This window comes from Priestia sp. YIM B13491 (assembly GCF_042787605.1).
Lineage (GTDB): Bacteria > Bacillota > Bacilli > Bacillales > Bacillaceae_H > Priestia > Priestia megaterium_E.
The window spans coordinates 602,417-614,765 of sequence record NZ_JBHZOR010000004.1 but is presented as its reverse complement, the minus strand read 5'-3'; the positions used below and the strand labels follow the sequence as shown (position 1 = coordinate 614,765).

Annotated in this window: 12 protein-coding genes and 1 riboswitch; of the genes, 2 read left to right on the top strand and 10 right to left on the bottom strand. The window is 36.0% G+C overall.

The window, feature by feature from the left end; all coding sequences use genetic code 11:
* Nucleotides 1-49: 49 nt before the first annotated feature.
* A riboswitch (ZMP/ZTP riboswitch) is annotated at nt 50-128 on the bottom strand.
* A gap of 211 nt (nt 129-339) precedes the next feature.
* On the top strand, nt 340-2,217 hold the full coding sequence (htpG, locus tag ACFX4E_RS18080; protein WP_377238808.1) for a molecular chaperone HtpG: 1,878 nt from the start codon (nt 340-342) through the stop codon (nt 2,215-2,217).
* A gap of 30 nt (nt 2,218-2,247) precedes the next feature.
* Here htpG and ACFX4E_RS18075 read toward each other — a convergent pair whose 3' ends face one another.
* From ACFX4E_RS18075 to trhO, 6 genes are all read right to left on the bottom strand, one after another.
* Nucleotides 2,248-2,808, bottom strand: coding sequence for a tubby C-terminal domain-like protein (locus ACFX4E_RS18075; protein WP_377238810.1), 561 nt, complete (start codon nt 2,806-2,808; stop codon nt 2,248-2,250).
* A 55-nt stretch (nt 2,809-2,863) separates the two neighbouring features.
* The gene (locus ACFX4E_RS18070) at nt 2,864-3,670 is read right to left on the bottom strand and encodes a DUF817 domain-containing protein (RefSeq protein ID WP_028408476.1); all 807 of its coding nucleotides are present in this window, start codon (nt 3,668-3,670) and stop codon (nt 2,864-2,866) included.
* A gap of 148 nt (nt 3,671-3,818) precedes the next feature.
* On the bottom strand, nt 3,819-5,255 hold the full coding sequence (gene hpaB / locus ACFX4E_RS18065) for a 4-hydroxyphenylacetate 3-monooxygenase, oxygenase component (RefSeq protein WP_098432844.1): 1,437 nt from the start codon (nt 5,253-5,255) through the stop codon (nt 3,819-3,821).
* A 140-nt stretch (nt 5,256-5,395) separates the two neighbouring features.
* Nucleotides 5,396-5,758, bottom strand: coding sequence for a group I truncated hemoglobin (locus ACFX4E_RS18060; protein WP_081085230.1), 363 nt, complete (start codon nt 5,756-5,758; stop codon nt 5,396-5,398).
* 224 nt (nt 5,759-5,982) lie between these two features.
* Nucleotides 5,983-6,840 (bottom strand): SMP-30/gluconolactonase/LRE family protein, encoded by an 858-nt coding sequence (locus tag ACFX4E_RS18055; protein ID WP_025751869.1) that lies wholly within the window; start codon nt 6,838-6,840, stop codon nt 5,983-5,985.
* Between the two features lie 207 nt (nt 6,841-7,047).
* Nucleotides 7,048-8,016: an oxygen-dependent tRNA uridine(34) hydroxylase TrhO gene (gene trhO / locus ACFX4E_RS18050; RefSeq protein ID WP_028408480.1), complete on the bottom strand. Its 969-nt coding sequence runs from the start codon at nt 8,014-8,016 to the stop codon at nt 7,048-7,050.
* A gap of 334 nt (nt 8,017-8,350) precedes the next feature.
* Between trhO and ACFX4E_RS18045 the strand changes: the two genes are divergently transcribed.
* On the top strand, nt 8,351-9,154 hold the full coding sequence (locus tag ACFX4E_RS18045) for an alpha/beta fold hydrolase (RefSeq protein ID WP_176526441.1): 804 nt from the start codon (nt 8,351-8,353) through the stop codon (nt 9,152-9,154).
* A 76-nt stretch (nt 9,155-9,230) separates the two neighbouring features.
* Here the strand turns inward: ACFX4E_RS18045 and ACFX4E_RS18040 are convergent, their stop codons facing one another.
* The 4 genes from ACFX4E_RS18040 to ACFX4E_RS18025 form a co-directional block, all read right to left on the bottom strand.
* Nucleotides 9,231-10,010 (bottom strand): MBL fold metallo-hydrolase, encoded by a 780-nt coding sequence (locus tag ACFX4E_RS18040; protein ID WP_028408482.1) that lies wholly within the window; start codon nt 10,008-10,010, stop codon nt 9,231-9,233.
* A gap of 184 nt (nt 10,011-10,194) precedes the next feature.
* The gene (locus ACFX4E_RS18035) at nt 10,195-10,530 is read right to left on the bottom strand and encodes an ArsR/SmtB family transcription factor (protein WP_060745603.1); all 336 of its coding nucleotides are present in this window, start codon (nt 10,528-10,530) and stop codon (nt 10,195-10,197) included.
* Nucleotides 10,531-10,959: an SRPBCC family protein gene (locus tag ACFX4E_RS18030; protein WP_028408484.1), complete on the bottom strand. Its 429-nt coding sequence runs from the start codon at nt 10,957-10,959 to the stop codon at nt 10,531-10,533.
* Between the two features lie 188 nt (nt 10,960-11,147).
* Nucleotides 11,148-12,167, bottom strand: coding sequence for an STAS domain-containing protein (locus ACFX4E_RS18025; RefSeq protein ID WP_025751876.1), 1,020 nt, complete (start codon nt 12,165-12,167; stop codon nt 11,148-11,150).
* Nucleotides 12,168-12,349: the final 182 nt, after the last annotated feature.

Below are 12,349 nucleotides of genomic sequence, written 5' to 3'. Positions count from 1 at the left end.
TATCCTCTCCCCCTAAACAGAAAGAGGTAAGAGATATGTATTAATCCCTTACCTCTGCCCAGGCGAACGGCTACGTCACTATATGCTTCCTCACGGTTATCCGCGTTTCGCCAGTCACATATAGTCTTTGAAATTAAGTATATTCTAGCAAACTCTTTCAGAACGTTCAACCTTTTTTTTAAAAGTTTGCTTTTTTCAGTCTAATTTTTACTCTCTTTAGCGAATCTCCTAATATATTGACAAATATCCTAATACATGTTAAATAAAAAGAGTGATTAGCACTCTATCCACTCAAGTGCTAATTATTTTATAAGCCCTATTTGGAAAGGAGAACTTCTTATGTCAAAAAAAGAATTCAAAGCCGAATCAAAGCGATTATTAGAGATGATGATTAATTCCATCTATTCTCAAAAAGAAGTATTTTTGAGAGAACTTCTATCAAATTCAAGCGATGCAATCGATAAAATTTATTACAAAGCCTTAACAGACGACTCCTTGCGTTTTAACAAAGAAAGCTATTACATAAAAGTAACACCACATAAAACTAACCGTACCTTAACCATTACGGATACTGGAATTGGCATGACGCAAGAAGAGCTTGAAAGCAGCTTGGGCACAATTGCGCGAAGTGGTTCCCTTGCGTTTAAAAACGAAAATGAAACAAAGGACGGGCACACGATTATTGGCCAATTCGGCGTTGGGTTTTACGCAGCGTTCATGGTGGCAGATGTCGTGACGGTGATTAGTAAAGCGTTAGGCAGCGATGAAGCCCATAAATGGGAATCTACTGGTGCTGATGGTTATACAATCGAGCCTTGCAAAAAAGAAACGGTTGGGACTCAAATTATTTTAAAAATTAAAGAAAATACAGAAGATGAAACATATGATGAGTATCTAGAAGAGTATCGTTTAAAAGAGATCATTAAAAAGTATTCAGACTTTATCCGCTACCCGATTAAAATGGACATAACGGAAAAACGTCCTAAAGAAGGTGCTGATAACGAGCTAGAAGATTATACAGAAGAGCAAGTTATCAACAGTATGGTACCTATCTGGAAGAAAAATAAAAATGAATTGACTTCAGAAGACTATGAGCAGTTTTATTCAGAAAAGCGCTACGGATTTGATAAACCGCTCACTCACCTTCATATTAATGTGGATGGAACGATTCGCTACAATGCCATTTTATTTATCCCAGAAAATAGTCCGTTTGACTACTACTCAAAAGAATTTGAAAAAGGGCTTGAACTGTATTCAAACGGCGTCTTAATTATGAATAAATGTGCAGATCTTCTTCCAGATTACTTTAGCTTTGTAAAAGGTATGGTAGATTCTGAAGATTTATCTCTTAATATTTCACGTGAAATTTTGCAGCAAGACCGCCAGCTTCAGCTGATTGCCAAAAACATCGGCAAGAAAATCAAAAATGAATTAAAAAGCTTGCTTAAAAACGAACGTGAAAAGTACGAGAAGTTTTATGAATCATTTGGCCGCCAGTTGAAGTACGGCGTTTACAGTGACTTTGGCAGCAACAAAGACGTATTAAAAGACCTGCTTTTATTCTATTCTTCTACAGAGAAAAAGCTCGTAACACTAGATGAGTATGTATCGCGCATGCCTGAAGATCAAAAGTATATCTATTATGCATCAGGTGAATCGTATGACCGAATTGAAAAGCTTCCTCAAGCAGAATTGGTTGCAGATAAAGGGTACGAAATTCTGTATTTTACAGAAGATATCGATGAATTTGCAATTAAAATGTTAATGACGTACGAAGAAAAAGAATTTAAATCTGTTTCAAGCAGTGACTTAGGGATTGAAGCAGAAGAAGAAGAGCTCAATGAGTCTGAGGAAAGAGAAAATAAAGAGCTATTTGACTATATGAAAAAAGCTTTGGCGGGAAAAGTAGGAGATGTGCGCGCGTCTAAACGTTTAAAAACACACCCCGTTTGCTTATCAGCTGATGGTGAAGTAACGATTGAAATGGAGAAAATTTTAAGTGCTATGCCTGATAATCAGCATGTAAAAGCAGAAAAAGTGTTAGAAATTAACGTACATCATGATGTATTCGCTTCTTTAAAAGATGCATTTGAAAATGATAAAGGGAAATTAGACCTCTATACAAATTTATTATATAACCAAGCTCTTCTAATTGAAGGTTTATCTATTAGTGATCCCGTTGAATTCACAAATGATATTTGTAAAATCATGATATAAAAATCAGGCGCAGAATGATTCTGCGCCTGATTATATGTATGGCATAATAAAAGTAGTTATATAGTAAGAAGCGATAAAAATGGGTACGGGCAGTTCTTCTGTTACTCTTATTGAGTGTTTGCCTTCTTTAAAATGAAAAAGGTCTGATTTAAACTCTGCGACTTTTTCTCTTTTTTGATTAAAAATACACGCTTCCTCTACAGCTTCATGACTGCTTAACATGTAGACGTTATTTCCCCATCTAATTTCTTGTGCTCCTTCGTTGTTAATTATTCCTTTACCTAATAGATCTCCCACTGTTTTTCCATTTTCTTTTATCACCCACCGGTGTTTTTTTACGTGATCAATAAACACCGTTCTTCCTTTCCATTGAACTTGTAAATGTACCTTTAAGCCGCAGGAAAAGATAGGAAACCAAGAAATAGAATCTAACACTGGAAGTCCATCACGAGTTAAAAAATCAATACTTTTCGTCCACATATTTTTATGCATTCTCTTAAGCTGTCCGACGTTTTCTCCATTTTCATTTGTAACCGCTATGGTCTTCCCCGCTGATTTAAAATAGGGAAGATAAAAAATATATTCTTGCATATAAGCCTCCAAAGGTTCTGCACTTCATATTAACAGCGTGTACATAGTTATGTTTCTATCTTTCATATATTTCGTTTGTTTCTTTTGATTTCTTTCTTTGTTTAAATTGGCTTTGATTTTCTTTTAAATGCTTTAGTAAAGCAACAATCAAGAAACTAACAATCACAAGAAGAAGCCAAGAGCTAATTTTACTTATATGAACCATTGTCCACTGCTGCTGTTGATCTGGATACTGCCATGCTCCGAAAAATGTTGCGATATTTTCAGCGATCCAAATGAAAAAGCCAATCAGTACAAAAGACAATACTAAAGGCATGCGATATGTACGTTTGTTAACCGTAAAATATACAAAAGTTCGATAGAAAATAAGTAAAGTAAAAAGTTTTAAAAACCAGCGGAAGTCGTAAATAAAATGATGCGTGAAAAAGTTAAGGTAAATAGCCGCACTTAGTATACTGACAACCCATGTAGAAGGCCAGTTCGTAAGCTTTAATTCAAGCCTTCTCCACACTTGGCACATGTAGCTGGCTACACTAGCATACATAAATCCGCTGTACAGCGGAACTCCCCAGACTTTAGTGAAAGCTTTTTCCGGATAGCTCCATGAGCCCATATGAACTTTGTAGAGTTCTAACGCTAGTCCAATTAAATGAAATACTGCGATGACTTTTACTTCATCAAGCGTTTCTCGTTTAAACATCACCATTAAAACTTGAGTTCCTAGACAGACTAATAGAATAAGGTCATATCTAGAAATAAACGGTACTTCAATTATTTTTGTCATAGCCAACGTAAGAAAAATGATAACAGGAAAAACACAAGATTTTGCTTGTTCTAAACCAAAATAGATTAATTGCTTCATTGTCACATCCTACCTTTATAGTATTCCTTAGTATTTTCACAGAAATGATTCCTTGAAAATTATTGCAGATTTTTAAAATTTATTCAATAAGCATCTCCGCTGTTTTAGTAACTAAACTATCATACCCAGCGGAGATTCGTTTTCTCCGTTAACTTTTCAAAAAATCGGTTACTCTCTGTACATAGCGCTCTTTATCATAAGATAAGTACAGATAACTGGTTAACTGTACAGGCTCTCCAAAGAAAAAACGTTCATACAGTGTTTCTCTTGTGCCAAACGGACTCATAGTTAAATCCCACGCTAGTCGAAAAAGCTTAATTCGATCTTCTGCCCCTCTCGATTTAGCTTGTAAATAACGCGTAATATCTTCTTTAACCAATGAGCGGCACGTATTTTCTGTTGGTATTGCCATTAGTCCGCTTGCACCTAAAAGCTGGATAATCTCTGTAAAGGTAGGATATGTTTTTGAAAATATATTTGCGGCAATACGAAGTGTAGTTTCATTCGGACGCATGTATCCCCATGGATCAATTTCCGCTTCTTCTTCTGCTTTCATCACGAGAGCTTTCATTGTTTCTAAAGCAATAATAAGCTCCGTTGCTTTTTCTCGCACATGCGGATAATCCGTAATGTTAATGGTTTCAATCAGAGATTGTACAATCCCTAATACAAACTCTGTTTTGACAATTCTCCTTGAAGTTACCTGATGCAGAGCAAAAGCTGAAAAGGAACTAGAAGCAAGGAATGTATTTGATACGTCTACATTTTCATAGAAAAAAACGCGGTTCCACGGTACTAATACATGGTCAAAAACAACAACTGTATCCATTTCTTCAAATCTAGAACTTAATGGATAATCAAACGTCGATTCTTTTCCTGCAAATGATTCTCTACAAATAAATTTAATTCCTTTTGTATTACTTGGAATCGAAAAAGCAAATCCTTTTTCTTTTCCTTGAATGCCCGCTGAAGACAGTACGAGCAGCTCATCCGTCATTCCGCCCTGTGTAGCAAGCAGTTTCGCGCCTTGGATAACGATTCCCTCATTGTTTTTATCAACTATTTTTGCTGCTATCGGTTCGTCGTTTTGCTCGTAATAAAATTGGATTCGATTGACTTGAGGATCGATGAATGTATGAGTGAGCGATAAATCTTGCTCTCTCACATATTCATAATAAGAAAGGATGTTTTCAGGAAAGCAGTTTTCCGTTCCTCTCAGGAGTTCTGCAGAGGATGCAAAAGCCATTAATACGGTATTCATATAATCTGGACTTCTTCCCATCATACCATGGGTTAATTGCGCCCATTGCTGGGTCATCTCTCGTCTTTTTTTTAACTCTTCTTTTGTTTTAGGCTGTAAATAAGATGTACCAAAAAATTCTTTAGAAGCCGGAGATTGATATGTCATGATATCTTTAATTTTTTGATCATGCTGAAGATCATAAAGCTTAGCTTGACTGTTAATGGCTCCTTTAAAAGCCGGATGTTCTGATATATCGCCTGTTACGAGCTTGCCATCAACCCATACATTTGCTTTTAATTGATTAATTCTCTCTACGTATTGCTTCCCATTAATTGCTGACATACTCCCACTCCCAGACTTTCAATAAATATTTTCACCTATTGCATTTTTATCATATTACGATATCTTTTCCATGTTTCCTTCATACATCACAGCTTTGAGCATAAAAAAAAGAAGGTCACAGTAACCTTCTTTTTTATGATTTATTTATATTGAATATCATTTCTTAGGGATTCAACTTTACTTAATGCTTGGTCAATATCAGGCTCTTCAACATTAAAGTGAGCAAGTGCATCGTGAAGATGCTTAGCAATTGCATTAAAATGTTCGGGTTGAATATTCATATTTGCATGTGCTTTGGCCATCGACTTTCCTGAATATTGATTCGGTCCACCTAAGGCAAAACTTATAAACTTGGCTTGGTGTCGACGCTGTTTATCCATGTCCGTATGCTCGAAAAAGTGACTGACCGTTTCGTCTTTTAACACGAGTTCAGAATAAAAATAATCAACTACTTTGTCAATAGCTTCTTGTCCGCCCACTTTTTCATACAATGTTTGTTCCAAAACAATTCCTCCTTTTGTACCTTTTCCCATTATTACCTAATAGAAGTGTTCATATTCTTTAAAAGGCTTCTTTATGGAAATTCGTTGTCCCCATATTTTATTCCTCTTCCTCATAAAGAATAAAATGTAAAGAAGTGAACACAACGTAAAGGAATTGTAGAAGCTGTATGTAACATCTCTCGTTACTTGGCTTTAGGAATCATTACATTTTTCCAAGCGCTTATCTAATATACGTAAGTATAAGCAGGGACGCCTTTTACTCCTACTCGGCATGAAAAAAGAGAGCCGGCAGCTTCTTCGTATTTTTCTTCTTCCTTAGCTGTGGTGATAAATAAGGTTTGTAAATCGTCTCCTCCAAATGTACAGCAGGTTACATTGGAAACAGGAAGGTGAATAGATTCTATAATTTCTCCTTTATCTGGATCTACACAAATGACTTTCGAACCTCCCCAAAGCGCTACCCATAATCGATCGTGTTCATCAATTGTCATTCCATCAGGAAACCCGTCCATGTCCGAAAGGTCAATCACCACTTTTTCATCTTCGAGCCTTGTTGTTTCTTTCGAAAATGAATAAGACATAATTTTATTTTTCGGTGAATCAACCAGAAAGAATTTGTCTCCTGTTCGATTCCAAGCTAGCCCGTTTGACACGCTTAATCCTTCTTTAGCGCTCTTAATGACACCTTTTTCATCTACTACGTAAAGCTGGGCTTTTCCTTCTTCATCTTCTTCACTCATCGTTCCAATCCAAAAGCGATTATATGGATCACATTTCCCGTCATTAAAACGCATGGTTTTTTCAAGAGTATCTAAACGGATATACTCTTCATGATTCTTTTTGTTTTTATCAACTAAAAGCAGCTGATTACGGGTAGAGACAATCAATTTTGAATGATTGGTTTTAGAAACGCTTGTAACGACTGAAGGAAGAGCAATATCTTCTAAGGTTGTCGTTTTTGGATCGTACGTAAGAAGCTTTTTATCTAAGATGTCTACTAACACTAATTTTTGATTTTCTTCATCCCATAGGGGTCCTTCAAGCAAACGGCCATCGTACTTTTTTTCAATTTTTGCTTCCATTTTCAAGCTCCTTTTTCGTTTTTATGTACAATCATTTTTTTATAATCGCTTTCTCAAAAAAACATTCTTTTAAACAAATAGAAAAAGTTAGGAATATCTTTCCTTTTTCATAAATACCCGTTGTATGACATTCTTTAAACACCAGGTTCTAAGAGAATCTTTTCATAAAAAAGCAGCACGCTTTGTATAGCGTGCTGCTTTTTTTTATTATAAAGTTACGTGTTCTTTTTCAAGCTCTTTAACACGTGCTGCAAACTCTTCTTCTGTTAAACCATGTTCTTTTACATAGCGGTTACGAGGGCTCACTCGGCATTCATGTGAGCAAGCACGTAAATATTTGTGTTCATTTTCTTCAGAAGCTAAGATTTTCTTATTGCATTCTGGGTTTGCACAGTTAACATAGCGTTCACAAGGCTCGCCGGTAAAGTGGTCTTTTCCGACAATCACATGCTCTTTTTGGTTAACTGGTACGCTGATGCGCTCATCAAACACATAGCACTGACCGTCCCATAGTTCACCTTGTACTTCAGGATCTTTTCCGTATGTGACAATACCTCCGTGAAGCTGGCTTACGTCTTCAAAACCTTCTTCAAGAAGCCACCCAGAGAATTTTTCACAACGAATACCGCCTGTGCAATAAGTTAAGATTTTTTTATCTTCAAACTGATCTTTGTTGTCGCGAATCCATTCAGGAAGCTCACGGAAGTTTCGAATATCCGGACGAACAGCTCCTCGGAAATGACCTAAATCGTATTCATAATCGTTTCGTGCATCAATTACGACCGTATTCTCATCTTGCATCGCTTGATGAAATTCTTTTGGGCTTAAGTAATTACCCGTTACCCGAAGAGGATTCACATCTTCTTCTAATCGAAGAGTTACTAATTCTTTGCGGTGACGCACGTGCATTTTTTTGAACGCATGTTCATCTGCTTCGTCTATTTTAAATACAATACCTTCAAAACGAGGATCATTTTTCATCGTTTCCATGTATTTATCTGTTTGTTCAACTGTTCCTGATACCGTTCCATTGATCCCTTCAGCCGCAATTAAAATGCGTCCTTTTAATTCAAGCTCTTTACAAAATGCCAAGTGCTGAGCTGTGAACTCTTCAGGATTTTCAATTGGAGTGTACAAATAATATAGTAGTACTTGATATGGTTTTCTTTCAGTCATGTTGCTTCTTCCACCTATCTGTTTATATTTGCAAGATATAATGCATGTAGGTCGGTTATTGTGAACCGAATTGATGGTAACAATTCATTACTTAAAGGTACATTACGACAAAAACAACATCCTTTTTATGAGGATGCTTCTATCTAAAAAGTATTACAGTGAATGATTGTTTCAAAAACATACAGTATTTAAGCCTGTAATAGTATAACATATCAAAGCGTCCACTTCTAGGATTTGTTCTTCAATAAAAATTTTATTGACGCGATACGTTCTACCTGAATTTTCCCGCGCATACATGATGAGATATAAATCTTTGAAATTGGGGGCGAAAATAATGCCTTTTTATACATTAAAAGACAGTGCAACTTTGTACTATGAACAACAAGGGGAAGGAACACCTATTATTTTCATTCACGGAGTTTGGATGAGCAGTCGTTTTTTTCACAACCAGCTTTCTTTTTTTTCGAAACAGTATCAAACTATTCTTTTGGATTTAAGAGGACATGGAAATTCAAGTCATACTCCATACGGCCATACAATTTCCACTTATGCTCGTGATGTGCATGAGTTTATAACCACTCATCAATTAAAAGACGTCATATTAGTAGGCTGGTCAATGGGTGCTTTTGTTGTGTGGGAATATTTGAAACAATTTGGTCAAGAAAATGTAAAAGGGAATGTTATTGTAGATGAAATGGCTTCAGACTTTAAATGGCCAGATTTTCCGATCGGTGCATTTGATTTACCTGCGCTTATTTCGCTTATGCAGGGTATTCAACTTGATCGAGCAAGTACATTAGAAAATTTTATTCCGCTTATGTTTAAGGATGAATTAACTGAAGAAGATAAACATTGGATTATGAAAGAAGTAACGAAAATGCCTGAGTCGATAGCCAGTGCTATTTTGTTTGATCAATCCATTGTGGACTATCGAGATTTTCTCCCGTTTATTACAATCCCTACCTTACTGTGCTTTGGAAAAGATGAAAAGCTCATTCCGGTAGCAGCTGGAAGACATATTCAAAAGCTGGTTTCAGGTTCTGTACTTGAAGTTTTTGAGAACAGCTGCCACTGCCCTTTTCTTGAAGAAAGCGATCGATTTAACAAAGTTGTGAGCAACTTTATCGAACATATCTAATTTACAAACTTAAAGAAGCAGCGCTTTAGCTACGCTGCTTCTTTAAATGAAACCTTTTATGCGTTTATGTATTGCTTTAGGGTAATAAAATCTCGCGTCCGTCATAGGCAAAGCTTACGTTTTCATCTGAGAGCATCTCGGCGTGCTTTCGGATATCGATATCATGTGATAAATGAGTAAATACCATGTTTTTGGCCTGCAGCTTCGCTTTAATCTCCATTGCCTCTGTCACGTCATATACGGATCTTTTTTCTTTTTGAAGATATTCTTTCCAAAAAGATGTACCAAATATCAGTAAATCTAAGTGGTAAAAGGGCTGCCACTGTTCTTTGGTCACATTAAAAGAATCGGATACATACGCCCAGCGTTCACCTTGTTTTTGATGAACTACAATGCCGTAGGAATGACCGTTAAATCCGTGATTTACTTTATGAAACGTAATCGTTGTTTCTCCACTATCCCATTTTAACGTTCCTTTAAAGGTAAGCCCTTTTCTTTTTGCGAGATAAGGAAATCTTTCGGTTAACTCGCTGATGACTTCAGGCGCTCCTACGACTTCTGTATTTACATTATTCCAATAGCATAAGTCAGCTAAATCTCCTAAACCAGCCACATGATCATTGTGAGGATGCGTAATAAATACAGTAGAAGGGATTTTTTTGTTATTGTATAAATGAAATTGATGTTTAAAATCAGGTGATACGTCAATCAAAAACACGTTACCGTCCATTGTAAACTGTGCACTGGGCCTTGTGCGCTGATTTAATTGATCTTTTTGTGTACATACTTTACAGTCACATAATAATCGAGGCACTCCTTGAGCATCGCTCGTCCCGTAAAATAAAAGCTTGTTCATTGCTCTGTTTCCCCCTTTTTTTCTTCTAAAGGTCTATCTTTTTATTTCAAGAAATGTCCTATGTTGTTCTGCATCGTTCTTTTATTTGTCCTTCTAGAATAAAACCAGCTTTTATGTAAAACAGCCAGTCTTTTTAACGACTGGCTTTGCTATATTCCCTATAAAAAACGTTTTTATGCTTTTTCTATTGATTTCTTTCTTCATCTCTTTCAACAATATGCTGAAGAATAGATAATTTGTTCGTCCAAAATTGCTCGTAGTAAGAAAGCCAATCTTGTACTTCTTTTAAAGGCTCTGGCTGAAGATGATACACTTTTTCTCTGCCTTTTTTTTGTCCATGGACTAAGTCTGCTTCTGAAAGTATATGAAGATGCTTGACAATAGCGGTACGGCTTATTGAAAAATGAGACGTTATTTCTGATATAGGCAATTCTTTTTCAGAAAGCAGCTCAAGTACTTTTCTTCGAGTAGGATCAGCAATGGCTTGAAAGATATCATGCTTGGCAGCTGATGAAGTCATTTAGTTTTCAACAACCTTTCGAAGTTTTTCATTTACGAGACTAATCCACCCGTAGCTCATTCTATCTCGTACCACTGAACTCTTTTCGTTTGCTTTTTCAAGAAGTGTTTCAGCTTCTTTCCACCCGCTATGAATAAGCGTAAATTCAGTTTGATTACCCATTTCTTTTAAGGTAAACGAAACGACCCATCCATCCTTATCCCAAGAGAAAGAAAGATAGTTTGGTGCATCTATTTCTAATACTTTACACGGAGATGGTCCAAAAGGCGATTGTAAATGAAATTCATATCCTACCTGAGGCTGAAAATCATTAGGCATGAACCATTGTTGGAGCCCTTCTGCGGTTGCTACTTTATCCCAAACTTTTTGAATCGGCGCGTTAAATATTATCGTCTGTTTTACATCTTCTACTACACTTTTATCATTCATCGTTATCTTCATTCTCCTTTTTAAAAAATAACACTAAAAGGTTTTATATAAAAATAATATAACACCTTTTAGTGTTATGTCAATTCCTCTTTTAAAAAATGAAATCCTTCAATACATTTCCAGTCTTTGATAAAGAGATTTGTTATGATGCTGAATGAGTGCATTTTGTTATATTTCAAATATATCTTTTAAACGATGCTTCGTCCGCTTTGTGCCAACGCATAGTGAATGCCGTGCTGCAATGTTTGAAAACAATCATATTTTGATAAATCAATATGGGTCTCTGATATAACTAAGCCTAAGTCGGCAGAAATCCCTACTAAAATTGTTTTCGTACCAATCAGGGACGCTGCTGCACCTAATTTTTCAATAAGACTTGCCGTATATTCAGTAAGTTCTTTATCCAATCCGGTTAAATCCAGCACAAGATAATTAGCCTGATGTTTTGGAAGGTTATTTAATGTATTGACAATCAAATCTTCCGTTCGATCCTCGTCGTATTTGCCAATCAAAGGAACGACGACTATGCCTTCCAAAACCGGAATAATAGGAGAAGAAAGCTTTTTAATAAGATCTTTTAACTCTGCTGTTTTTTCTGCTACAATGTTTTGCAAATGTTCTATTTTCTGCGCTTCTTTTCTTCTGGCTAATTGATGAATATTTTGAGTGATATCAATGTTAGAAGGGAAGTATTCTACTGTAGTGCATTCATGCCCTTCTATTTGATGTTGAATCACCTTGTACCAAATATTTGTTCCGAATAGTCCTGTAAAAATCCCTGCATAATGGGCCGGAAGAAAATTTCCTCCCTTTGTTTTCTTTTGCGCGACGTTAATTTTATGTTCCCAACTGTCTTTTAATTCAGCAGATAGAGTTTTACTTTCAGGATTTAAATATTTGATAGTAGTTTTTCCCCATCCAGCCGAAGCGTATGTATTGGTAATTAACTCAGCCGCTTCAAAAACCGTTACGCCTTTCATATTCTGAAAGTACTCTCCTACTACTAATCCCTGTCGGAAACCAGTGGTTTCTAGTACTACAGAAGCTGCCTCTTCTCCAGATATTTCTTCGATTGTGTCAAACAATGTTTTCATCGCAGAAGAAATCCAAAAAAGGATCGCATCTTCTCCTTCAAAGCTAAATTGTCCTTTTTCTAAATCCCAAGCAAAACTAAGACCACCTATATCAATATTCTTTTTTTCACCCATGGCGGAATCTCCTTTTTATAAAGTTCTTACCTTCTTTATATTTTATCTTATGTTGAAGAAGCTGGTAATAAAAATTGTTGCATATTTTCTATTGCTTGTCTAACCATTACCCATGTTTTCAATTAATAGAAAAGAAAGGTGAATGCTATAGAACTTTGAATTCGCCAACTTTTCTTTCTTTT

Excerpts from the sequence above, each read along its gene's own strand:
- htpG (WP_377238808.1), top strand. The coding sequence starts at position 340 with ATGTCAAAAAAAGAATTCAAAGCCGAATCAAAGCGATTATTAGAGATG.
- ACFX4E_RS18075 (WP_377238810.1), bottom strand. The coding sequence starts at position 2,808 with ATGCAAGAATATATTTTTTATCTTCCCTATTTTAAATCAGCGGGGAAG.
- ACFX4E_RS18070 (WP_028408476.1), bottom strand. The coding sequence starts at position 3,670 with ATGAAGCAATTAATCTATTTTGGTTTAGAACAAGCAAAATCTTGTGTT.
- hpaB (WP_098432844.1), bottom strand. The coding sequence starts at position 5,255 with ATGTCAGCAATTAATGGGAAGCAATACGTAGAGAGAATTAATCAATTA.
- ACFX4E_RS18055 (WP_025751869.1), bottom strand. The coding sequence starts at position 6,840 with ATGGAAGCAAAAATTGAAAAAAAGTACGATGGCCGTTTGCTTGAAGGA.
- trhO (WP_028408480.1), bottom strand. The coding sequence starts at position 8,016 with ATGACTGAAAGAAAACCATATCAAGTACTACTATATTATTTGTACACT.
- ACFX4E_RS18045 (WP_176526441.1), top strand. The coding sequence starts at position 8,351 with ATGCCTTTTTATACATTAAAAGACAGTGCAACTTTGTACTATGAACAA.
- ACFX4E_RS18040 (WP_028408482.1), bottom strand. The coding sequence starts at position 10,010 with ATGAACAAGCTTTTATTTTACGGGACGAGCGATGCTCAAGGAGTGCCT.
- ACFX4E_RS18035 (WP_060745603.1), bottom strand. The coding sequence starts at position 10,530 with ATGACTTCATCAGCTGCCAAGCATGATATCTTTCAAGCCATTGCTGAT.
- ACFX4E_RS18030 (WP_028408484.1), bottom strand. The coding sequence starts at position 10,959 with ATGAATGATAAAAGTGTAGTAGAAGATGTAAAACAGACGATAATATTT.
- ACFX4E_RS18025 (WP_025751876.1), bottom strand. The coding sequence starts at position 12,167 with ATGGGTGAAAAAAAGAATATTGATATAGGTGGTCTTAGTTTTGCTTGG.